This window comes from Clostridium sp. KNHs205, assembly GCF_000702945.1.
Classification (GTDB): domain Bacteria; phylum Bacillota; class Clostridia; order Lachnospirales; family Lachnospiraceae; genus Anaerocolumna.
Window position 1 is genome coordinate 2,203,418 of sequence record NZ_JNLE01000003.1, and the last position, 22,139, is coordinate 2,225,556.

The window sequence follows — 22,139 nt, forward strand, 5'->3', positions numbered from 1 at the left end:
GATTATATGACGAAATCAATGAAAATACTACGACCAGCTGTTATGTGTTTCCTTATGATGACCATAATATGCGGCGTCATTTATACGGCGGCTGTTACGGGAATTGCACAGCTTTTATTCCCAGGCCAGGCAAATGGAAGCACCATAACAGTTACGTTAAAAGATGGCACGCAAAAGGACTATGGCTCCACACTGATCGCACAGGAATTTACAGGAGCCGGATACATGGTTGGAAGGCCGATGGGTGTAACAAATCTCTCATCGGTAAGTGAGGAACAAAAAGCGCTTGTACAGGAGCGCACTGACTGGCTGCATACCCTTGACCCGGATAACACGGCGGATATACCGATGGATCTGGTAACAGCCTCAGGAAGCGGCGTTGACCCGAATATCACTCCGGAAGCAGCGGAGTATCAGGTGTCCCGTCTTGCAAGGGAACGTGGCATAAGCGAGGACGATGTCAGGGCAATTATCAGTAAATATACCACCGGTCGTTTTCTTGGAATATTCGGCGAGCCTTCTGTAAACGTCCTGAAGGTTAACTTGGCACTGGATGATTTGCTGTAAGCTGTAGAGCGGTTAACCGATGTGAAGGTCATGCTTTTTGCATGACCTTCCGGTGCGTTGAACGAGCCTGTCATCTCTATAAATGAAACAGCCTAAGGAAAAATGCGGATACCCGGAAAAGAATAGATATCATCAGCTTTCGGAGAAAGAATCACATGTACCAATAATCTATTATGGCAGGAATAACTTGCTATAAATTATGGTAGTGGTATGATTGTTAAATAAAGAGGAGGTGAGGTAAAATGAATGAATTTGATATACGTCCTGATCCCAACGCACTTCTGGTAGATATACAAACACAGCAGGATACTCATTTGGGAAAATTAAAAATTTTTTTCGGATATGCAGCCGGGGTAGGTAAAACTTATGCGATGCTAGATGACGCGCAGGAGCAGTACCGCATGGGGAAAGACATATTGGTCGGTTACGTTGAGCCGCATACCCGACCGGAAACGTTACAGCTTTTACAGGGACTACCTTTCCTTGCACCCAAATCGGTATTTTACCGTAACATAGAGCTCAAGGAATTTGACTTGGATGGAGCACTAAACCGCAGACCGGAACTGATTTTGGTGGATGAGCTTGCACATACCAATGCAGAGGGCGTTCGAAATCTGAAGCGCTTTCAGGATATTGAGGAACTTTTAAATGCTGGTATTGATGTTTACACGACCGTAAATGTCCAGCATATCGAAAGTCTTAACGATGTAGTTGAAGGCATAACCGGTGTTCGGGTAAAAGAAACCGTACCCGACTATATCTTTGACAGAGCCGAAAAAGTGAAGCTGATTGATATCGAACCGGATGAATTGCTCAAGCGCTTCGAGAATGGGAAGATTTATAAGCCCGAACGGGCACAAACGGCTATGAATCATTTTTTTACGCGGGAGAACTTAAAGCTCCTGCGTGAAATTGCAATGCGAAAAGCTGCGGATAGAATCAGCAATGAAAATCAGAATGAGCGCCGCACGACCGAAAAAATGGCAAATACAAAAATGCTGGTTTGCATTGGTTCATCCCCCTCCTCCGCCAAATGCATCAGGTGGACGGCAAGAGCCGCGGAAGCCTTTCATGCCCAATGGGTAGCGCTTTATGTTGAAAGCACCGATAGTGATCATTTAACTCCCCAGCAGCAGAAAATACTTCGAGAAAATATGGATCTGTCAGAAAAGCTTGGAGCAGAAATTGTTTCGCTCACAGGCCATGAAATCGCCATGTCTGTAGCTGAATACGCAAAACTATCCGGCATCACAAACATTGTAGTAGGCAAAAGCCGTAATAAGAAAACACTAAAAAATCTGTTTGAGATGGATTTTGAAGACAAGCTGATCTCTCTTATACCAAGCATAGAAGTCCATATAATACCTGGTGCCACCACTCGCAGGGATTATAAAAAACCACGCAGGACAATTTGGAAAGGAAAAGTGGAATTTTCATGGGTTGACTGTGAGAAAACAGCAGCATTGCTGGTGGCAGCCACTTTGATATCCCTTGGATTGCGTAGGGTGGGAATCGGCGACCAGAATATTATTATGACCTATATCCTTTCTGTGCTTGTTGTATCAAGGATTACAAAAGGCCATATATTTGGAATGATTGCTTCGGTTGCAAGCGTATTGAGTTTCAATTTCTTTTTTACCGAACCCATGTATACGTTCAATGCGATTCAAGCGGGTTATCCTATTACCTTCCTCATTATGCTGCTGGTCGCCTTAATTACAAGCACACTGACCGTAAGAATTAAGACCCAGGCTAAGCAGGCTGTTCAGAGAGAACGCCGTACGGAAGTTCTATATGAGATCAACAAAAAGCTTCTGGTTACCCGAGGACTTGAAAATATTATCTTACTGACCAATTCATATATTGTGAATTTATTTGAGCGTTCCGTTGTATTCTTTCCATCCGATCCTGAAACCGGTAACGATGGTAGTGTCATGCAGGCCGAAGGAGATACGGACGAAGCAGTCCTTAATTCCAAAGATGAAAAGGCTGTGGCACATTGGGTATTCATAAACCAAAAGCGTGCGGGAGCAGGAACAGATACCTTAATGGGTGCTTCTGGTTTTTATATGCCGGTTATATCACAAGGGAAGGTGCTGGCTGTTTTAGGGATTTCCTGCACAAATGGACCGTTAAGCCACGATACCCGCCAATTTTTACGCATGATTGCCTCTCAGGTGGCTATGGCACTGGAACGCCAGCATTTGTCTGATGAACAGCGCAGTATCATTGTGGATGCGGAAAAAGAGAAAATGAGAAGCAATTTACTGCGGGCTATCGCCCATGATCTGCGCACACCTCTTGCCGGAATCCTGGGGGCCAGCTCAGCAATACGTGAAAATACAAAAAACTTGGATGAGTGTACTCGCGACAAGCTGAATGCAGATATTCAGGAAGAAGCTCAATGGCTGATACGGATGGTGGAAAATCTATTGTCGGTGACTCGTATTAATGAGGGGGAAACTAAGGTTAACAAGAACCCGGAGGCGGCTGAGGAGGTTGTGGCGGAGGCCGTAAGTCGCATCCGAAAAAGATTTCCGCACCACAAGATTGAGGTTTCTGTACCGGATGAGCTGCTAGAGGTGCCAATGGACGGTACCTTGATTGCACAGGTGCTCATTAACCTTCTCGAAAATGCAGTGAAGCATTCTGCCGACACCTCACCGGTTGATATTATATTAAAAAAAGGCGAAAATACAGCAACATTCGAGGTACTAGATCATGGGAAGGGAATTGCAGAAGAGGATTTCCCGTATCTTTTTACCAGCTATGTTCCAAACGGAACCAAAAGCTCAGACTCTTCCCGAGGGATGGGAATTGGGCTGTCAATATGCATGACAATTATTAAAGCGCATAATGGAACAATGGAAGCCGATAATCGAAAAGAAGGCGGTGCAATATTTAAGTTCACACTGCCATTGGAAGGAAGTGAGTGACTATGGTGAAACCAACCATTCTCGTCATCGAGGATGAGGAAGCAATCTGCAACTTTATAACAGCAATCCTGAACTCAAACGGATATCAGGTCATCAAGACCGGTACCGGAAAAGAAGGACTTTCTATGGCCGCATCTTATTCGCCGGATGTTATTTTGCTGGATCTTGGACTGCCGGACATTGATGGTGTGGAGATACTGAAAAGTATTCGTGAATGGTCGAAAATACCGGTTATTGTGGTATCAGCCCGCGGACACGAGCGGGAAAAGGTTGAGGCCCTCGACCTTGGAGCCGACGATTACATTGTAAAGCCTTTCGGCACCTCGGAGCTCTTGGCAAGAATCCGGACGGCCCTGCGGCACAGCCCTCAAAGCATGGGTGCGCAGACACTGGGTGAAGAGAAAACGACCATTGGTGAACTTCAGATAGATTATGAAAAGCGTTCGGTTTTTCTCACTGGAAAGGCAGTCCATCTGACACCGGTTGAATATAAAATTATAGCGCTTTTATCAAAAAATGCCGGAAAGGTTCTGACCCATGATTATATCATGAAGGAAATATGGGGACTGTACGCCGGAGATAGCCATACACTTCGTGTTAATATGGCAAATATACGCAGAAAGATTGAATCAAATCCCGGCTCACCTAAGTATATTTTGACGGAGATGGGAGTTGGATACCGAATGGTAGAGGAGGTAGAAATATGAAGAGACTAATTTTGGTAACGTCCCCTCCGGCGAGTGGGAAAACGTATGTATCAAAACAGCTTGCAAAAAAGCTCATGCATGTTGTTTACTTAGATAAAGACACTTTGATTGTATTATCGAAACAAATTTTTGCAGTGGCGGGACAGGAATACAATAGAAGCTCTGACTTCTTTGAAAAAAACATACGGAACTATGAGTATGATGCTATTGTGGCGCTTGCCTTAGAAGCCTTGGATTATGATGATATCGTACTGATTAATGCGCCTTTTACAAGAGAAGTCCGGGATGAAAAGTATATGACTGATCTAAATGCAAAACTTGCATTAAAAAACACAAAGCTCACGGTTATATGGGTGCAGACAGATGTTGAAGTATGCAGACAGCGAATGATTTCCAGAAACAGTGACCGTGATAAATGGAAGCTGGAACATTGGGATGAGTATATCTCGGGCATCAACTTTGAAATACCCCATGAATTAAATGACCCAACCTGCAAAGACGATTTGCTGATTTTTGAGAATTCCTCGCAGCTGGAATTTGAAGAATCCTTGGACAGAATTATAAATATTATTGAGGAGTAATTTTTTGGGGGAAGTGAATACAATGCCAGAAAAGATAAAGATAACGCTGAAGTGTGCCGTTTTGACGATATTGCTGCTTACAGGAGCCTCTGTGATAGGGTATTTATTTGATGATACAGGATTTCCGGAAACCAATATCGTTATCACATACCTTTTGGCGGTTCACATGATTGCATGGCTGACGGAGGGCTTCTTATGGGGGATTCTTTCCTCAATTGCTGCAACCTTTCTGTTTAATTATTTCTTTACTGAGCCGTATCTGACCTTCTCCGTCAATGACCCAAGCTACATGATTACCTTTGTCATTATGACGATTGTCGCGCTAATCACAAGCACCATCGTTTCTCACGCAAAGAAAAGTGCATTGGATGCAAGACAAAAGGAAGCTGAAACAAAGGCAGTATATAACCTGACCAATCATCTGACCGATGCAGACAATATGCAAGACATTGTAGGCTATGCTATTGATGAAATCAGTGAATATCTAGGTTGTCAGGCAGCATGCCTTTGTTTTCAGGAGAACGGAATGCCAGAGAACTTCTTTATACAGCACCGGGCAGATCATAGGCAGATACGCCGAGAAACTGAAGATAAAGAAGAAATTAAAGGCAGGATAGAGCAGTTGAAAACGAGCTATAGTATGGGGGCTGAGTTTTATGACTGGCCGATTTATGGTCATGAAAAAAAGCTCGGTATTATACGAATTCCGCTTAAAACTGCGCAGACGATAGGTGCGGAGCAGATGCGTCTGCTGCGGTCCATGATTGAAAGTGTCGCTTTGGCAATGGACAGACTGAGGGTCTCAGCGTTGCATAACCGTTCACGTGAAGAAACTATTCAAGAGAGGTATCGCGCAAATCTGCTGCGGGCTATCTCACATGATTTAAGAACTCCACTGTCGGGGATTATGGGTACTTCTGAGATGATAATGGATATGTCCAAGCAGGATGATCCCCGTTATGACTTAGCGTCCGCCATTCATAAGGATGCCGATTGGCTGCATTCTCTTGTGGAAAATATCTTAAGCCTTACCAGATTACAGGAAGGTAAACTTATACTCAATAAACAACCGGAGGCTGTCGAAGAGGTCCTGGCCGTTGCCATTGAACGTATTTCCAAGCAATGGCCTAAATATGAAATTGATGTCAGTATGCCAAATGAACTCCTGATGATTCCCATGGATGCGAAGCTTATCCGACAAGTACTGATTAATTTATTGGATAATGCGATTAAGCATACACCTCCAGATGGTGAAATTGGTATTTTGGTGGAGAAAAATGAAAACTTACATTTCGCTATTTTTAAAGTCATTGATAGTGGAAGCGGAATATCTCAAGAAGATTTGCCGCATATATTTCAAATGTTTTATACCTCCCATACACAGATTTCCGATGCGAAGCATGGGATCGGCCTTGGGCTGACCATCTGCGATGCAATTATCAAGGCACATGGAGGAAATATTGAAGTTAAAAACCGGATCAACAGAACAGGAGCGGAATTTACATTTACGCTTCCTATGGAGGTGCAAATACATGAATAGTTATCATAAAACAATCTTAGTGGTTGAAGATGATCCTCAGATTAGAAACTTTATATGCTATTCATTAAAACAGGCGGAGTTTCGATACATTACAGCATATACGGCACAGGATGCGCTTGGTCATCTAATATCAGAGCAGATTGACATTATGCTCTTGGATCTTGGATTACCGGATTTCGACGGCATGGATGTAATCAAAAAAGTTCGGGAATGGTCTGAACTTCCTATTATTGTGGTTTCTGCCAGGGATCAGGATAGTGAAAAAGCAGCGGCTCTTGATTTAGGAGCGGACGATTACCTCACAAAGCCATTCTCTGCAACAGAACTGATGGCGCGTATTCGTGTAGCCGTACGTCACTTGAATAAGCAGAGTAAAGAAAATCAGCAGAGTGCACTTACTGTGGGCGGGTTAAAAATTGAACTGGATAAGCATCTTGTTTATCTGGACAATAAAGAACTTCACGTCACACCAATGGAATACAGTTTATTAAGTCTATTGTTTAAAAACATTGGCAAAATTCTGACGACCAGTGCGATATTAAAAGAAATATGGGGCATCGGTTACGGAAATGATACGCAGGCTTTACGTGCATTAATGGCAGGGCTTCGGCGTAAAATCGAGAAAAATCCGGCAAAGCCGCGCTATATCATTACTGAAATCGGAGTTGGTTATCGGCTTGTGGATGAGTGAGCAGTTTTGTAGTTGGAGGTATTATATTTATAAAATTTTTTAAAAAATGTGGCTTGGAAGGGTGATACTTATGCCAATGAGAAGAAGCAAATACGACGTTGTAATAAATTTGTTCTGCTTGTTGTTAACTGGGGTGGTGATGTTTGGAATACAGGCGTTACTATTACTGAGGATAATAAAACACGTATATACCGCATACTAAAAAATATGATTGGTACTACCAAGTTGTTAGTTGTTGGTGTTTTTGTATTCTTGCTGGAAGAACTGATTGTTAGAAAATAAGCATCGGATTATATAAATAAATGACCATTTTGAAATTCAAAATGGTCATTTATTTTGCATAATTTTAACTGTGAATAAAGGAATTCTTATATGATTTTTCGATTGAATTTCCGATACAGAAGCAAAATCCAGAGAAGTGAGGTTAGCAATGCTGGTATTAAGAAGACCAGATTACGTTCTATACAAAACTTAGCAATCCAAAAAGACGGAAGGGGCGAAAACAGATACTGTACTCCTGACGAAAGGAAGAAGGGTACGGGCAAACCTAGTATCAATAGCCCCGACAGTTTTGCCATAGCCATACCCTCCACCCGGTTATGGGAAAAAGTAAACAGTAAAAGCACCACAGCAACACTGGTCAGGCTTGTTAGCAGACAGGTAAGAAATACCATCCAAACCGGCCAAACCGTCAGGGAAAACCAGTGCATTAGTGCAGTAGATATAACAATAGCGATTACGGCCGGAAATGCTAGTCTGGATAAGATATAGCCCTTTTTTCCCACAGGGGTTACTGCAAGATAGCCGGCTATGTTTTCATCATATTCGGTCAGCATCATCATCGCTGATGCGAAACAGAGCATATAGGGTGTGACAAGAGCCAGCAGCAGATCAAACAGCAGATAGTATTCTGAGAGATTAGTTTCCTTCTGAAAATAGCTGTTCAATACATTATCAACCGCCGGGATACCGAACCGGATAAAAAACGCGCTAAAGATGGAAGCGCAGCACACGGCTGCAAGCATACTGTCGTTAAGTACCTGGCGAATGAACATAGAAAAAGATCGAAGCATAGGGTTCATAGTTTGACACCTCCCAAGGAACGCAGACTTTTTGACATAACATGCTGTGCCAGCAGTACAGATAATATAGTCCAAAATATCAGAATAGGAAACGCCAGCAACGCCCATTTACCATTCTGGCATAGCTCCATAATACAAACACCTGGATGGGCAATCAGCCAGCGTGGCTTCCAGCCAAATAGCCAGGCGATTGCGGGCAGGTTGATGATTATTTCGGCGGGGATGGTCGCAACAATAAACTGATTTAATGTTCTGATATTTGCGGCAACCATAAGCCCTACGGCAGAAAACAGGCAGGAACCAAAGAATACACCTGCGGCAAATAATAACGGATTGGAGATAACGCCGCCACCGAGTCCAATCAGCAGTCCAACTATTGTTGAAATCAGGCCTATGGATACAAGCTTTGAAATTACATATTCCATTGACTTGACAGGTGATATGGCAATGCTATCTAAGACCCGTTCTCCTTTTTCAAATAAAACAATCGCCCCCATGAAGAAGAGTCCCATGGCTGCAGGGTCGGTAAACACCATCAAAACAGCACCTTGCTCCCGCCATCGGGCAGGCAGTACATACAGCAGGCAGATATAAAGTATTGTAAATACAAGATACAAAAAGTAGAACCCGTATTTAAACTGAAAACGAATATCGCCAATCAGCAGTGATTTTATCCTCATTGCAACCTCTTCCCTGTGAGTTCCACAAAAATATCATTAAGGGTTGGTTCACTGCTGTGGATGGTCAGCAGCCGGTTTTCACGGATAAGCTTCTGCAGCACTTTATCATCACCCGTATGATTTAACGGAATCTTCGCTTCTTTCTCCCTGGAATCTAATGCATAAGTGTAGCGGACTTTGGAAGCACCTTTTGACATAATCAAATTACGGGGGGTATCCAGTGCACGCAGTTTGCCGTCCACAATAAAGGCCACACGGTCGCAAAGTTCTGTTGCATCGTACATATTATGGGTGGTCAGCAATATGGTTTTCCCCTTTGCTTTTTCCTGTAAAATGATGTCTTTCATCCGTTTTGCGTTGGATGGATCAAGTCCAGAGGTCGGCTCATCCAGAAAAAGCAGGGAGGGATTATGGAGTAATGCCTTAATAAAGTTTAACCTGGATTTCATTCCTTTGGAAAAGTCCGATACTTTTTTATCGGCGTCGGGAAGAAGCCCAACACTTTCCAACAGCGGATCAATTGACTGATGCTGTTTGTAAAGAGAGGCAAAGAACCGTAGATTATCCCGTGCTGTCAGCTTTTCGTAATGGCTTGGAAACTCAAAGTCTACGCCGATATTTTCATAAAAGCTGTTGTCATGATGTTTCACCTCTGTTCCGTTTAACAATACACTGCCCCTATATGTGGTTAAAAGCCCGGTAAGAATTTTTTGCAGTGTGCTTTTTCCAGCGCCGGAAGGGCCTAAAAACCCAAAGATTTCACCATTTTGTACATCAAAGCACATGTTCTCAATAAATGGCTGTTTTGTATAACTGAATTGTAAATTTTGTACCTGTATCATAACGTTTCCTCCTCAAATAGTTGTAGCACTGCACCCCGGAGCATGACGTGGATTGCTTCGTCAAATACGTCTTCGCCAATCTCCCGCTTGTGTAGCATTGTGCAGAATATCGCTCTTAAAACAGCACTGAATATTTTAATGTTGCCTTCTGTTTGTACACCGGGCAGCAAGGAAAGCAGATGTTCCATATTAAAGTCATCCTCCTTAGCATGTGCGGCGGCAACTTCCGGTGGTAATTTCCTCACCAGAAGATCTAAATCCCCATTTGCAATAAAGGCATAAAGGAAAGTAGCATCTACTTGCTTGTATAAACGAAAAATAAGATCTGTAAAGGTATCAGCATTGATATTATCTTTTAACTCATCTATCCAGAGAAGTAACGTGGTTTGCAAATCATTATGGAGTGAACAAAACACATCAAAAAACAACAATTCCTTGGAAGCATAGAAAAGATAAAAGGTTCCTTTGGGTATGTGTACCCGTTTCACAAGTTCATCTACTGTAGTCTTACGCATACCGAACTGAGCAAGACATATCTGAGCTTCCTCCATGAGACGTTTTTGAATATATTCTCTTTCACTGTCAGAAAAAGCCTTTGGCATTGGACTCCTCCTTATATTCTATTTGACTATTAATAATTATATGGTCAAATATAAATTTTGTCAACATGTTTGCTTGATAAATGTGTGATTATTGTTATGTGATATCATATGAAAAATTATATGCCTTACCTTTTCGAAGTCATCCGAAGCGTTTTATTCATTTATCACAGCATTCTCACAGCCGAAGTGCAAAGCTCACACTGCGGTCACAGATTAAGCGTTAAAATTATAGATGCAAAGAAATAAGAATTAATTTTTAAAGGAAGTCCTGATTCATGAAAAAGATAACAGTCTTTGCATCTGTGAATTTTATAGAATTTCTCTTGGTATTTTTAATTGGTTGGTTTTAACATAATGGATAGGAGGTTTTAATTATGATAATGCAGGATATGATGGAAAACAAAAACGGATTGGTTGCGCTATGTAATATAGTACGGACGTTATTAAGTGAAAGAGATTATCAAAAATGCGAGCCGCTGATTTTTGAAGCGATGAAAAAATATCCGCATGCGCCGGAACCGCATAACCTGATTGGTCTGCTGCTGGAATTGCAGGGTGATCACTTGACTGCCATGAAACATTTTCGTGCGGCTGGGGCACTTGACCCCACCTATGTTCCTGCAAGGCATAACTTAGACCACTTTGGGACTTTTTTCTCCAGAGGGACCTGGGCCATTGATGAATCAGACTGTCCACCTGAGCCAAAAACGGATAACTTCAAATTGGTTTATGACAAAAATGGTATTGGCCATGTTGTTAGGAGGGAACCAGAATGAAGATGTTTGGGAGAAAAGAGAAAACAGATTATAGTATCATCATCGGCTGTGGACGGTTAGGCGGCGGTTTGGAAAATGTCTTATCGGATGAAGGGCACGAGGTCTTAATTATCGACTGTAATAAGGAGTCTTTTCTTAAATTGTCGTCGTCCTATGTAGGTCTCACTCTCATCGGAGATGCTACAGACATTGATATTCTGAGTGAGGCACAGGTGGAAAAGGCGACTGCTGTAATTGTTGTAACCAATAATGACAATACCAATATTATTGAGCAGCAAGTTTTTTTAGATGGAATTGCATCCTTAATTCCAATCGGTGAAGGCGCGTCAGTATTGCGAAGTCCCTATTCCCGGAACAGCTCCGGTGGTGGGTAAAAAGGTATGGGAATTGATTTGCCCAAGGAGGTTCTTATTGGATACATTCTTCGTGGTGAGGGCAGTATGATTCCTCGAGGAGACACCCGTATTCTTGCTGGAGATTTGCTGGTTCTGATTTCGTCAGACAAGCAGGAACTTACTGCGATCAAAGAACTGACAGGACGGGGAGGGTTATGAACGCATATATACAGATGCGGTACCTGTGGAAAGCCCGTGTCAAACCTGAAAAAGACTGCACAAACAACTATAAATCTTATGAATATATAAAATGATATGGAAAATTATGTTTTCTAACCGAAGTGTCTTGTAATTTATCTTGCCAAATTCAAGAATTTGTGCTATCATTTTTATAAATTAATAATGTTTTACGGTTGAACGAATGTTACATTTGATTTCAAGAGTTTAAGCTTCTGGGGTGGGAAGCTCGCTATTTGCGAGCTTCCCACCCTTTTTGTTTGCCCGCCATGGGCGGGCTCTAATGGGTGAAAGTCCCAAGTGCGCCTAGGCAACGTGGAAGCACATAGCTGAACAACAAGGGTGTCCACCGTGAGGTGGAATCTGAAGGAAGTTGTAGGCAAACTCTTGGTCCGACGGACAGAAATCACATATAAGGCTCTGAAATACGGATAAGTTTGCAAAAGAAGATGAAGTCCAAAAGTTGCTGGAAGTAGGAGTAAATGTGGCGGATAGATGAGAGGAAAGAGCTCGCACCTTAATCGGGGAGGTCTCACAGCGGTATCATTTGCCGAGTAACAACGAACTGTGAGAAGTCAGCATAGTCCGTAGTAGCGAGGAAGTTTCTGTAATGGAAACGGAGCAAAGGGACGAACAATCAATCAGTTGAAGTAGGTTCCGACTTGTAGTAAACACAACATCTGTCGATGACGTCAAAGATGGTGGAAACGAACGGGACAGAAAGGAAACAACGCATGGACACAAATAGTCTAATGGAGCAGATATTAGCCAAAGATAATCTCAATAAGGCGTATCTGCAAGTCATACGAAACAAAGGAGCAGAGGGTGTGGACGGAATGGAGTACACAGAACTTGGTGAATACCTTTTGAAGAATGGCGAAACAATTAAAGAACAATTGCGGACACGAAAGTATAAACCGCAACCAGTAAGGCGTGTAGAGATACCAAAACCAGAAGGAGGAGTCAGGAAACTGGGAGTACCAACAGTAACGGACAGATTTGTTCAACAAGCAGTAGCACAGGTACTCACTCCGATATTCGAGGAACAGTTTCATGACCACAGCTACGGATTCAGACCGAGTCGTTGTGCCCAGCAGGCGGTGCTTACAGCGCTGGAAATGATGAACGATGGGCACAGTTGGATAGTGGACATTGACCTGGAAAAGTTCTTTGACACAGTAAATCATGACAAGCTGATGACAATAATAGGAAGAACAATCAAAGATGGAGATGTTATCTCGATAGTTCGAAAGTTCTTAGTTAGCGGAGTGATTATAGATGATGAATACGAGGATTCTATTGTAGGAACACCTCAAGGTGGAAATATTTCACCACTTTTAGCAAACATCATGTTAAATGAACTGGATAAGGAAATGGAATCAAGAGGATTGGATTTTGTCAGATATGCAGACGACTGTATTATTATGGTCGGAAGCGAACTGGCAGCTAGCAGAGTAATGAAAAGCATTTCAAAGTTCATAGAAGAGAAGCTTGGATTGAAGGTAAATGTTAGCAAGAGCAAGGTGGATAAACCAAAAGGAATAAAGTATCTGGGATTTGGATTTTACTATGACACATTTGCCAAACAGTATAAAGCTAAACCACACGCTAGTTCAGTTGCAAAGTTCAAGGCAAAAATGAAGAAATTTACTTGCCGAAGTTGGGGAGTTAACAATAAGCACAAAATAGAGAAGCTAAATCAGTTGATTCGAGGTTGGATAAATTACTTCAAAATCGGTAGTATGAAGAAACTATGCAAGAATTTTGATGGAACTATTAGATATAGGCTTCGCATGTGCATATGGAAACACTGGAAAACACCAAAGAATAGAGCAAAGAATCTAATAAAACTGGGAATACCTAAATGGGCGGCAAGACGAACCTCTTATGCAAAGGGATTTGCAAGAGTATGTCGAAGTTCAGATATAAGCCAAGCAATAAATAATGAGAGATTAGCCCAGTTTGGACTAATCTCAATGTTGGACTATTACATCGAAAGGTGTGTTACTTGTTAAGTTGATTGAACCGCCGTGTACCGAACGGTACGCACGGTGGTGTGAGAGGTCGAAATTTCTCTGTTAAGAGAAATTTCTCCTACTCGATTTATTTTTGGAACTGGTGATTATATACATCAGTGGTAAGTAATACTATGAAAAAGGAGACTATACTTGAAGAAAAATATACTTTTGATCCTAAACAGCCCACTGATTGGTGGAGATTTTATGCTTAAATGTTATTTATCTCTATTATTATAATTTCCATAATTACATTGTTGACGGTTTAGATAACAATGGTAGTAATAAGCGGTCAATGTGTGATAGGAGGGGGATAAATGTCGTTTCAAACAAATGAAAAACTGGATATAGCAGGAACTGTTTTGTGCGTAAGTGGCTTATCAATTATGGTGATTGGTTTTTTTATTCTTACAAATATGTGCGATATTTCCATAGTATTAGGTATTGTCATAGGAAGCACGGCTTCTATCCTAAGTTATTTTTTACAAGTTTTAGCTGGGCAGATTTCAGAAAAGTACAATTCAAAAAGAGCTGCTCTAGTGGATATACTATTAAGAATGTTTAGTATTCTCTTAATTGTTACAGTTGCATTTATCATATTGCTGATGCCATTATTTGATAATGTAACTGGTATTGTTTCATTGTTTTTCGCTCAGATCAGCCGTGTAATTATATCACTAATCAAAGAATGAGCGGTCTTGAAGATCATAACTTAATTTATATAAATATATTACGCCACTAAAAAAGGGGTTAGTCATATGCCGAAAGGAAGTAACTATAAAAACTATAAATAGAATTTTAGTGTTTTTCTTTCTTTAAGGGAAGATTACGAAATGAGAAGATGTGACTGAAAAATTATAAAGAAATATTATTTTGGGTGTAGTATTTATTATAATGAAAAAGTCTATTATTTTTATTTTGAATTTGATGTAAAAAATAATGCTTTTAAGTTGGAATTAAGGGATTATTCTGCTGAAAATAAGGAAGAGAAGCAATCATTAATTGTTGAATTAAAAGATAAATCAGATGTTGAGTTGTATACAAAGACATTTGTATTTTATTTAAGTACAATAGAGTTTTTTGATGATTTTAATGAAAAATTATTCCTCAGAAAAATAAGTTGTATTTTTAATTAATATAGTTTTTGTACTCGGAACACATAAAGCTACAGTTCATAATTTCATTATAAAAACAAAATTCTTTATCATTCCAACTAAATATTTAAAAGTCGTATAGACCGCTTATTTTCAAGCTTTTTGAAAATGAGCAGTCTGTTTGTGTTTCAGATAAGAAATTAAAAAGCAAGCTTAAAACGAAAGGTGGTGAGAATAACATAAATATTTAGTAAAATACTATTGACTTTCATGAAAATCTACAGTTTTAGCAGCAATTAATCATTGTATAAAAACAGAAGTTATCATCGCTACCATGAAATGGTTGGCCTTAACCCAAATGAGGCAAAGGTTAAAAATAATTGTCACACATTCAACAACTACAGATTTTACGGAACCTAAACTTAACAATATGACGATAGAAAACGCAGACAATACTGATTCTTCAATTGGATTAATTAACATAAACGTTGATACTTAGATGATGGAAGTGGGATAAATGATATTACTCTATCATTTAGAAATGAAGAGTAATAAAAAAGATTGCCTATGGTGCCTATAGTAAGGTAATTGAAAATTGATTCTCGGATCTGGCTGCAAATTATAAAGTCCTACCGGAAAATCTTATGTAACATTTTATTTCTTAGAAAAATTAACGCCCCATTGTCTTAAGGATTCCAAGATAGGCAATAGGCTTTTTCCTGCACTTGTAAGAGAATATTCGACTTTTGGGGGGATTTCGGTATAAATATGCCTATTGACTAAGCCGCTTTCTTCTAATCCTCTAAGCTGCTGAGTGAGCATTTTATGAGTGATATTTGGTAATGCTCTCTTTAATTCACTGAATCTCATCGTATTTTCTGCCAAATACCAAATGATTAGTGGTTTCCATTTCCCGCCTATCAGTTCAAGTGTAAGTTCCATAGAGCAATGGTATTCAACGCCTTCATATTTTATCATTAAAATTTTCTCCTCAATATTTATTTCTTTAAATTTGGTATACAAACGGGTACTACGTCACTAATAAGTGCGTACTTGCTAAAATAGATATTAAAGTCTATCATAGCAGAAAAGGTAATTTTAATCCAACGACCTAAATAAATGGAGGGTAAAAAATGGAGTTAATTAAAGTTCAACAATCGCTATGTGTCAAATGTGGAATTTGCATTGAAATATGTCCGCCGAAAATTCTATCCATGGGAGAAAATGGTCCTATGGCAAGTAATCCCCAGGAATGTATAGCTTGTGGGCATTGCGTTGCTGTATGTCCCCAAAGTGCAATAGATAATATAAGAGCACCTCTGTCTGTACAAATTAATCTGGAAAAGTTTCCTGTTATTAATGCGGAAGCTGCTGAACAATTTCTTAGGTCGCGTCGATCAATCCGCTGTTACAAAAATAATAGTGTGCCACGAGACCTATTGTTTAAATTGTTGGATATTGGTCGATTCGCACAAACCGCCAGTAATAAACAGGGGATTTCCTATATTGTTATAGAAGATAAAGAAATACTAAAAAAAATAACTGAAGTGATTATTCAATGGATGGAAGAAAATTCATCCTATTGGTGGAGTTTCCCTTTACACATTAATACTTATCGAGATCATGGAATTGATGGAATCCTGCATAATGCGCCAAACCTCATTATAGCGACTGCACTAAAAGACTTTAAAAACGGCAGAGAGAATACCATTTTATCATTTTCTTATATTGAACTGTTTGCCAATACAATTGGAATAGGTTCTGCATGGGCCGGACTCGTTGAAATGTGTGCGTTTTCAAATTATAGACCTTTGCTGGACTTATTTAAAATTCCAGAGGATAAGGTTTTCACAGGTGCTGTTATGGTTGGTTATCCAAAATATAGTTTTAAAAGGCTTGTGGACAGAAATCCACTTGATGTTACTTATTTATAATACCAGCATGTCTTTGTTAAATTTCAAAATTTTATCGAACTTTTTTCTATATGCGCAGATGAAGATAAGCATTTGCTTTAGGATGTTCTCCGTGGTGAAAGGGGTTTTGACGGGGGTGTTGTCACAGATTGGGGCGGGTCAAACGACCATGTGCGAGGTGTGGTTGCAGGCTCTAATCTAGAGATGCTATTACTTTTCTGCGTATAAGTTCGTAATCCTTTTGCACATCATTGAAAAAGCATGTACTTCTTCTTCTGTTAATGCTTCTTCGATTAGGTTCATAATTTCATTTCCAAAATCCTCAACACGATTTAAGAAAGCTTCCCCCTCTTTGGTAAGAATAATATTGTAAGAGCGGCGGTCATCCGTCTGCCTTTGCTGCATAATATACTTCTTTTCCAGTAAACGCTTTGTTAATTTTGAAATGCCAGATTGTGAGATACCTCTCATTTCAGCAAGTTCTTTCGTGGTTTTCGCCCCCTGCTTATGCAAGGTATCGAGTATATAGTATTGTGCCGTTGAAACACCCTCAACATTGAACCGATTTGAATCTGATACAATCATGCATTGAAAGGGAATATAACTGTCCTCTAACTCTTTTATTGCCATTAAGTCAACCTCCTATTTTTCATTAATATACTTTTTCAGGTGCTTTCCAGTTAAAGAATCTGGACAGTTGATTAAATCTTTCGGTAATCCTGTAAACATAATCTTACCACCATTCTGTCCTGCATAGGGGCCAATGTCAATAATCCAATCTGCTTGACAGATAATATCCAAATTGTGTTCTATAACAATAAGAGTGGAATTTTGTTCTACAAGGCGATTCATTATATCAATCAATTGTTTTATATCAGCCATATGCAAACCTGTTGACGGTTCGTCCAAAACATAAATCTGACCGCCGTTTTCAAGTTCGGAAGCAAGTTTAATTCGCTGTAACTCACCACCTGAAAGCGTGCTTAATGGTTGTCCTAAAGAAACATAAGTGATACCAACGTCTGAAAGCCGTTTTAGTACCGTTACGATTTCTTTTTCCTGAAAAAAATTTAAGGCTTCCGTGACCGTCATTTTAAGAACATCGGCAATACTTTTTCCTCTTAGCTGACAGGCAAGCACTTCGTCCGTATAACGGTTTCCGTGACATTCTTCACATACCGTAACAATTGTATCCATAAACGCCAAGTCTGTATAAGTAACGCCTAGACCTTTGCAGGCAGGGCAAGCACCTTGTGAATTGAAACTGAATAGAGAGGCGTTTACGCCATTCCTTTTCGCAAATAGTTTTCTGATAATGTCAAAGATACCCGTAAAAGTTGCTATGTTGGAACGTTTTGACGCCTGTATCCCTTTTTGGTCAATAAAAACAGTTTCAGGATACAGTCGTGGCAATACTCCATTAATTAGAGTACTTTTTCCTGAGCCGGCAACGCCGGTTACAACAGTCATTACTCCTTTTGGTATATCAACTGAAAGGTCTTTTAAATTATGCAGGGTTGCATTTTTAATGGAAAGCCAGCCTTTCTGGGTACGAGTATCAGGTTTTAGCTTGGGGCAGTATGATAAATATTTTGCTGTGAGAGTATCTGCTGTTTTCAGCCCATCTAAATTCCCTTGATATACAACTTCCCCTCCGTAGGTTCCTGCACCTGGTCCCATATCAATAATATGATCTGCAATTTTTATCATATCCGGGTCATGCTCTACGATGAGAACAGTATTCCCTTTATCGCGCAACAACCGCATAAGCTCATTAATTTTGCTTATGTCATGAGGGTGTAGCCCTATACTCGGTTCGTCAAAAATGTAAGTAAGTTCAGTTAAGCTGCTGCCAAGTTGGCTAACCATTTTAATTCTTTGTGACTCCCCGCCTGAAAGTGTAGATGTTTCTCTGCTTAAACTTAAATAGCCCAGTCCTATGGATACCATGTGCTGAATCCTATTCACAAGTTCCGAAACAATTGTAGCGGATACAGGAGCATGAATAGACCTGACAAAATCCAAAAGCTCATTTATTAGCATATCTGCACATTCCGCAATATTTTTCCCGTTCACTTTGCAAGATAATACTTTATTATTCAAGCGAGTTCCATGACAGTGGGGACAATCCTGTTTTACAACAAACCGCTCAATTTCTTTTCCATATCTGACTTTTTCACCATCTTCTTTTTTTAGAAAACTCCGTTCAATGCGTGGAATTAAACCCTCATACAATGAGGTTTTATGCCATTCTGGGGTGGGATTCTTAACCTTAATTCCGTCAGCGTAAAGTAACAGCTCCAGTTCTTTGGAAGAATAGTCCTTAATTTTTTTGTCGTTATCAAAAAAGCCTGAATGAATATAGCGGGTTAATCGCCAACCACCGGGTTCAAAAGTTGGAAAACGGATAGCTCCCTCATTTAAGGATTTATTTTTATCTAACAGCTTTTCAATATCGAGGGTTTCAATTTTTCCCAAGCCCTCACAATGTTCACACATTCCAGATGGATTGTTAAACGAAAAAACATCGGAATAACCTACAAATGGTTCACCTATTCGGGAAAACAATAAACGTAATACAGAATAAATATCTGTAATTGTCCCAACCGTTGAACGAGCATTACCGCCTAATCGTTTTTGATTGATAATAAAAGCCACTGACAAATTTTCAATACTGTCCACATCAGGCTTTCCATAATGCGGCATACGGTGACGGATAAAACTAGTGTAGGTTTGATTTAATTGTCTTTGCGATTCTGCCGCTATTGTATCAAATACCAAAGATGATTTTCCTGAACCGGAAACACCTGTAAATACCGTGATTTCTTTTTTGGGTATCAAGACATTTATGTTTTTTAGATTTCGTTCCCTTGCACCTGATACCTTAATATAATTATCAGACATACTTTTACCTCGCTGTTTTATATGATACGGTTAATATATGAGTGGGTTAACTATATTTTATCACGTTGTTTTTTATATTGCAATGATAAGAGCACGATTTTTTCTGCCATCACGAAAATATACAAAGGCACTCTTTTATTGATCGCTTACTTATTAGTAGCTAATTTGAGGGTTAATTTTAAGTCGACCCAGAAAAAGTCTGGATGAATGGACGTACTCGCTAGCATTGTTGACGGGTACGTATTTTTAAGAATTTGCATAGATGTTTTGAAAATAAATATGAGATAGGGTATAATGTAAGAAATATTCAAATCATATTGATTTGTAGATTAATTGCAGCTACTTTGACGGTAATGAAAGTAAAAAATATGACATGGAAAAGTAGGCTGAGTGTACCATTATACATATGTGAATACACCCATCCACTAATGGGAGATATAAGGACTGACCCTATACCAGTCTGCTAATAGAAGATAGGAGAAAAGCTAAGATATGAGTATTTTATCGATTGCCAGTAATGCTTCTGTATGGAGAGGTTATGAATATTATAATGAGAAGAAGGTTCTCTCCTGGAAGCAAACGGAAGAACATAAATTTGAGGGAGAGGTTGTCGGTAGTGAGAAAGAACCTTACCATGTGATGATTGACACCGAACATCCTAAAAAATCTAAATGCAATTGTCCACATGCCGAAGGAAAAAAATTATTTGTAAGCACAAGATTGCCCTGTTTTTTGCGGTTTTTCCTAAGGAAGCCGATCGTTATATAACTGAAATCGAAGAATATGAAAGAGAAGAAGAGGAGCGGGAACAGAAACGCTACAATCAGATTATAAAATATGTGGAGAGTCTGTCAAAAGAAGAACTGAGGAGGGCATTAATTAATGCGTTGGTAGAAGCAGAAGAAAGATAAATAAAGAGCAAGATTATGAGAAAAAAAATTGGAGCAAAATCTTTAAATAAATATATATTAAAGTCCGGTAGATATGTTTTCCTATATGAGCCATACAGAAGTAGTTTGCTTGTTGGAGAGTGCATATAAAAAACAACCTGTTAAAATAAACGCTATACAGTGAAGAAGGAGAAAGCAAATGATTTATTATCATGTAGATGTGTTTAGCTCAGAAATTCTGTCAGGGAATGGCTTGACCGTTATATTTCATGAAGAAGATATGAGTATGCTTATTCTACTGATGAACTGGGCTCTATTATTGATAGTAAATATTATGAATACAATCAAAATGTGTGGAAGGACTTATTAACTTCTTATAATGGACAGGATATAACTTATGATGAAATCGGAAATCCTCTTAATTATCGTGATGGTATAAAATTTACATGGACCAACGGAAGAATGTTCATAGCTATTCTTATTACAATTTTTGGTCTGATATTTTTGGATCAGTTACTCTATACTATGGGGGGGTACGGATTCACTTTTGCCGTATGCTAAGAGTTTACTAGAATCATTTTAATCGGAGTTGTAACGAGTACAGCTTTTTCGAGTCTGATCCGAGCAGAGGGCACTAGTAAATATGCTATGTATGGGTAATCCCGATGCTTACGAATATTATCCTGGATCCGGTATTCATCTTTGGCTTCCATATGGGAGTTACCGGAGCGGCAGTTGCTACAGTTATCGCGCAATGTGTTTCAGTAGTAATGAGTATTTATTATTTCTTCCTATCAAGAAAGAGTTCGTTGAAGATAAAATTGAGACATTTTATTCCGAATGGAAAAATCCTACAGGAGATAATCTAACTTGTTTGATTGCTTATAACTTTTGATGGGGTGGAATACCGAGGCTTCATCTTTCATATGGGCGGAATGTTATATAAAAAAGCCAGGCCGGCTGATGAGGGTACCTACAACTCATACGCCGGCCTTTTTGATTCTAGCTTATGACACTCTAATACTTATTAATAGATAAACTCCACAATTACTGAGGCTTCAATCTTTGTAGTTCCGGATTCGATTGGTGTGGCTGAGGTACCTTCTCTTAGTGCAAAGGAAGGAGAAAAAGGAATCGGTTGTGTACTTACTTCGGTAATTAAGACAGGAACAGGGTCAAAGATAATTCGTAAGCTGGACGAGATGGATTTTGCTTTCTGATAAGCGTTTTTCACTGCTAAATTAAGTGCTTGCTGATAATATAAATCAGGATCAGCTACTTCAAAGCTTATGGATTCAATAATATTTGCCCCGTTGTATACAGCGGTATCGATGACGGTTCCCACAAGTCCCAAATCATCTAGGCTAACTTCATAAAGATTGCGGACAGAATATCCGCGATCAATCCGGTTACCGTTTTGGTAATCAATAATCTTTTCAATTTGATATTGTACCGTTTTTATATCTGCAATTCCGAGTTGTCTCAACACTTCCAGTACCTGCTGGCTAATTTTCGCGTTTTCAGCCTGCGCAGTTGTAACATCCTCTCCGGTAGTTAGAACACCAAGTCTTAGAATGGCAAGATCCGGATTGACGGATACCTGACCTTTCCCTGTTAACACCATTTTCTTACCAGGGTTTTCATCCTCTCTGATGGTTGCCATATTTTTCGCTCTATTAATAATTTATCATAATATATGCGAGGGATTAGAAGATTAATACTTTAACCAACATATATTTAATAAAAA

Annotated in this window: 23 protein-coding genes and 1 other annotated feature; of the genes, 15 read left to right on the plus strand and 8 right to left on the minus strand. The window is 39.6% G+C overall.

The features are described 5' to 3' along the window. The first annotated feature begins 18 nt into the window (after positions 1–18). The 7 genes from kdpC (at position 19) to BR73_RS0109520 (ending at position 7,304) form a co-directional block, all read left to right on the plus strand. On the plus strand, positions 19–567 hold the full coding sequence (gene kdpC / locus BR73_RS0109490; protein ID WP_197032693.1) for a K(+)-transporting ATPase subunit C: 549 nt from the start codon (positions 19–21) through the stop codon (positions 565–567). 242 nt (positions 568–809) lie between these two features. Then, entirely contained in the window at positions 810–3,503 is a 2,694-nt protein-coding gene (locus BR73_RS0109495) for a sensor histidine kinase KdpD (protein ID WP_033165334.1), read from the plus strand. Between the two features lie 2 nt (positions 3,504–3,505). Continuing rightward, positions 3,506–4,210 carry a response regulator transcription factor gene (locus BR73_RS0109500; protein WP_033165335.1) on the plus strand — a complete coding sequence of 235 codons (705 nt, stop codon included), beginning with the start codon at positions 3,506–3,508 and terminating at the stop codon, positions 4,208–4,210. Further along, the gene (locus BR73_RS0109505) at positions 4,207–4,791 is read left to right on the plus strand and encodes an AAA family ATPase (protein ID WP_033165336.1); all 585 of its coding nucleotides are present in this window, start codon (positions 4,207–4,209) and stop codon (positions 4,789–4,791) included. The genes BR73_RS0109500 and BR73_RS0109505 overlap by 4 nt, the downstream gene beginning before the upstream one ends. 61 nt (positions 4,792–4,852) lie before the next feature. Further along, positions 4,853–6,331: a DUF4118 domain-containing protein gene (locus tag BR73_RS0109510; RefSeq protein WP_242860648.1), complete on the plus strand. Its 1,479-nt coding sequence runs from the start codon at positions 4,853–4,855 to the stop codon at positions 6,329–6,331. After that, positions 6,324–7,022, plus strand: a complete 699-nt coding sequence (locus tag BR73_RS0109515) for a response regulator transcription factor (protein ID WP_033165337.1) — start codon at positions 6,324–6,326, stop codon at positions 7,020–7,022. Before BR73_RS0109510 ends, BR73_RS0109515 begins: the two co-directional genes overlap by 8 nt. Before the next feature lie 48 nt (positions 7,023–7,070). Continuing rightward, positions 7,071–7,304, plus strand: a complete 234-nt coding sequence (locus BR73_RS0109520) for a hypothetical protein (protein WP_033165338.1) — start codon at positions 7,071–7,073, stop codon at positions 7,302–7,304. A gap of 86 nt (positions 7,305–7,390) precedes the next feature. Here BR73_RS0109520 and BR73_RS0109525 read toward each other — a convergent pair whose 3' ends face one another. The 4 genes from BR73_RS0109525 to BR73_RS0109540 are packed head-to-tail and all read right to left on the minus strand — an operon-like array spanning position 7,391 to position 10,228. After that, positions 7,391–8,104 (minus strand): hypothetical protein, encoded by a 714-nt coding sequence (locus tag BR73_RS0109525; RefSeq protein WP_033165339.1) that lies wholly within the window; start codon positions 8,102–8,104, stop codon positions 7,391–7,393. Beyond that, positions 8,101–8,784 carry a hypothetical protein gene (locus BR73_RS0109530; RefSeq protein WP_033165340.1) on the minus strand — a complete coding sequence of 228 codons (684 nt, stop codon included), beginning with the start codon at positions 8,782–8,784 and terminating at the stop codon, positions 8,101–8,103. The genes BR73_RS0109525 and BR73_RS0109530 overlap by 4 nt, the downstream gene beginning before the upstream one ends. Next, complete coding sequence (locus BR73_RS0109535) at positions 8,781–9,626, minus strand: ABC transporter ATP-binding protein (RefSeq protein WP_033165341.1); 846 nt, start codon at positions 9,624–9,626, stop codon at positions 8,781–8,783. Before BR73_RS0109535 ends, BR73_RS0109530 begins: the two co-directional genes overlap by 4 nt. Then, positions 9,623–10,228: a TetR/AcrR family transcriptional regulator gene (locus tag BR73_RS0109540; protein WP_033165342.1), complete on the minus strand. Its 606-nt coding sequence runs from the start codon at positions 10,226–10,228 to the stop codon at positions 9,623–9,625. The genes BR73_RS0109535 and BR73_RS0109540 overlap by 4 nt, the downstream gene beginning before the upstream one ends. 374 nt (positions 10,229–10,602) lie before the next feature. Here BR73_RS0109540 and BR73_RS0109545 point away from each other — a divergent pair, with 374 nt between their 5' ends. From BR73_RS0109545 to BR73_RS0109560, 5 genes are all read left to right on the plus strand, one after another. Then, complete coding sequence (locus BR73_RS0109545) at positions 10,603–11,004, plus strand: hypothetical protein (protein WP_242860649.1); 402 nt, start codon at positions 10,603–10,605, stop codon at positions 11,002–11,004. Continuing rightward, positions 11,001–11,378 (plus strand): NAD-binding protein, encoded by a 378-nt coding sequence (locus BR73_RS0109550; RefSeq protein WP_051685084.1) that lies wholly within the window; start codon positions 11,001–11,003, stop codon positions 11,376–11,378. The genes BR73_RS0109545 and BR73_RS0109550 overlap by 4 nt, the downstream gene beginning before the upstream one ends. Before the next feature lie 6 nt (positions 11,379–11,384). After that, positions 11,385–11,558, plus strand: a complete 174-nt coding sequence (locus BR73_RS28255) for a TrkA C-terminal domain-containing protein (protein WP_081848590.1) — start codon at positions 11,385–11,387, stop codon at positions 11,556–11,558. Between the two features lie 192 nt (positions 11,559–11,750). Then, positions 11,751–11,806, plus strand: a sequence feature (sodium ion sensor (DUF1646 type); this cis-regulatory element may regulate processes involved in with the transportation of sodium ions). A gap of 504 nt (positions 11,807–12,310) precedes the next feature. Then, positions 12,311–13,591 (plus strand): group II intron reverse transcriptase/maturase, encoded by a 1,281-nt coding sequence (gene ltrA, locus BR73_RS0109555; protein WP_035297454.1) that lies wholly within the window; start codon positions 12,311–12,313, stop codon positions 13,589–13,591. 317 nt (positions 13,592–13,908) lie between these two features. Beyond that, the gene (locus tag BR73_RS0109560; RefSeq protein WP_033165343.1) at positions 13,909–14,283 is read left to right on the plus strand and encodes a hypothetical protein; all 375 of its coding nucleotides are present in this window, start codon (positions 13,909–13,911) and stop codon (positions 14,281–14,283) included. 1,056 nt (positions 14,284–15,339) lie between these two features. Here the strand turns inward: BR73_RS0109560 and BR73_RS0109570 are convergent. Then, entirely contained in the window at positions 15,340–15,663 is a 324-nt protein-coding gene (locus BR73_RS0109570; protein ID WP_033165345.1) for a helix-turn-helix domain-containing protein, read from the minus strand. Positions 15,664–15,818: 155 nt separating this feature from the next. On the opposite strand from BR73_RS0109570, the gene BR73_RS0109575 reads away from it, so the two are divergent. Next, complete coding sequence (locus BR73_RS0109575) at positions 15,819–16,619, plus strand: nitroreductase family protein (protein WP_033165346.1); 801 nt, start codon at positions 15,819–15,821, stop codon at positions 16,617–16,619. A gap of 189 nt (positions 16,620–16,808) precedes the next feature. Here the strand turns inward: BR73_RS0109575 and BR73_RS0109580 are convergent, their stop codons facing one another. Beyond that, positions 16,809–17,228, minus strand: coding sequence for a MarR family transcriptional regulator (locus BR73_RS0109580; protein WP_033165347.1), 420 nt, complete (start codon positions 17,226–17,228; stop codon positions 16,809–16,811). A 12-nt stretch (positions 17,229–17,240) separates the two neighbouring features. Beyond that, positions 17,241–19,502 (minus strand): excinuclease ABC subunit UvrA, encoded by a 2,262-nt coding sequence (locus BR73_RS0109585; protein ID WP_033165348.1) that lies wholly within the window; start codon positions 19,500–19,502, stop codon positions 17,241–17,243. Between the two features lie 492 nt (positions 19,503–19,994). Here BR73_RS0109585 and BR73_RS26740 point away from each other — a divergent pair, with 492 nt between their 5' ends. Continuing rightward, on the plus strand, positions 19,995–20,270 hold the full coding sequence (locus tag BR73_RS26740; protein ID WP_197032641.1) for a hypothetical protein: 276 nt from the start codon (positions 19,995–19,997) through the stop codon (positions 20,268–20,270). A 781-nt stretch (positions 20,271–21,051) separates the two neighbouring features. After that, entirely contained in the window at positions 21,052–21,261 is a 210-nt protein-coding gene (locus BR73_RS0109595) for a polysaccharide biosynthesis C-terminal domain-containing protein (protein ID WP_347463463.1), read from the plus strand. 158 nt (positions 21,262–21,419) lie between these two features. Here BR73_RS0109595 and BR73_RS0109600 read toward each other — a convergent pair whose 3' ends face one another. Beyond that, positions 21,420–22,055: an SIMPL domain-containing protein gene (locus tag BR73_RS0109600; RefSeq protein WP_033165350.1), complete on the minus strand. Its 636-nt coding sequence runs from the start codon at positions 22,053–22,055 to the stop codon at positions 21,420–21,422. Positions 22,056–22,139 lie beyond the last annotated feature (84 nt).

Bases quoted from the DNA above. Each gene is read 5' to 3' on its own strand.
- BR73_RS0109570 (WP_033165345.1), bottom strand. From the start codon at position 15,663: ATGATAAAATATGAAGGCGTTGAATACCATTGCTCTATGGAACTTACA.
- ltrA (WP_035297454.1), top strand. From the start codon at position 12,311: ATGGACACAAATAGTCTAATGGAGCAGATATTAGCCAAAGATAATCTC.
- BR73_RS0109580 (WP_033165347.1), bottom strand. From the start codon at position 17,228: ATGGCAATAAAAGAGTTAGAGGACAGTTATATTCCCTTTCAATGCATG.
- BR73_RS0109505 (WP_033165336.1), top strand. From the start codon at position 4,207: ATGAAGAGACTAATTTTGGTAACGTCCCCTCCGGCGAGTGGGAAAACG.
- BR73_RS0109600 (WP_033165350.1), bottom strand. From the start codon at position 22,055: ATGGCAACCATCAGAGAGGATGAAAACCCTGGTAAGAAAATGGTGTTA.
- BR73_RS0109540 (WP_033165342.1), bottom strand. From the start codon at position 10,228: ATGCCAAAGGCTTTTTCTGACAGTGAAAGAGAATATATTCAAAAACGT.
- kdpC (WP_197032693.1), top strand. From the start codon at position 19: ATGAAAATACTACGACCAGCTGTTATGTGTTTCCTTATGATGACCATA.
- BR73_RS28255 (WP_081848590.1), top strand. From the start codon at position 11,385: ATGGGAATTGATTTGCCCAAGGAGGTTCTTATTGGATACATTCTTCGT.
- BR73_RS26740 (WP_197032641.1), top strand. From the start codon at position 19,995: ATGAGTATTTTATCGATTGCCAGTAATGCTTCTGTATGGAGAGGTTAT.
- BR73_RS0109495 (WP_033165334.1), top strand. From the start codon at position 810: ATGAATGAATTTGATATACGTCCTGATCCCAACGCACTTCTGGTAGAT.
- BR73_RS0109550 (WP_051685084.1), top strand. From the start codon at position 11,001: ATGAAGATGTTTGGGAGAAAAGAGAAAACAGATTATAGTATCATCATC.
- BR73_RS0109545 (WP_242860649.1), top strand. From the start codon at position 10,603: ATGATAATGCAGGATATGATGGAAAACAAAAACGGATTGGTTGCGCTA.
- BR73_RS0109585 (WP_033165348.1), bottom strand. From the start codon at position 19,502: ATGTCTGATAATTATATTAAGGTATCAGGTGCAAGGGAACGAAATCTA.
- BR73_RS0109530 (WP_033165340.1), bottom strand. From the start codon at position 8,784: ATGAGGATAAAATCACTGCTGATTGGCGATATTCGTTTTCAGTTTAAA.
- BR73_RS0109560 (WP_033165343.1), top strand. From the start codon at position 13,909: ATGTCGTTTCAAACAAATGAAAAACTGGATATAGCAGGAACTGTTTTG.
- BR73_RS0109575 (WP_033165346.1), top strand. From the start codon at position 15,819: ATGGAGTTAATTAAAGTTCAACAATCGCTATGTGTCAAATGTGGAATT.
- BR73_RS0109515 (WP_033165337.1), top strand. From the start codon at position 6,324: ATGAATAGTTATCATAAAACAATCTTAGTGGTTGAAGATGATCCTCAG.
- BR73_RS0109500 (WP_033165335.1), top strand. From the start codon at position 3,506: ATGGTGAAACCAACCATTCTCGTCATCGAGGATGAGGAAGCAATCTGC.
- BR73_RS0109525 (WP_033165339.1), bottom strand. From the start codon at position 8,104: ATGAACCCTATGCTTCGATCTTTTTCTATGTTCATTCGCCAGGTACTT.
- BR73_RS0109535 (WP_033165341.1), bottom strand. From the start codon at position 9,626: ATGATACAGGTACAAAATTTACAATTCAGTTATACAAAACAGCCATTT.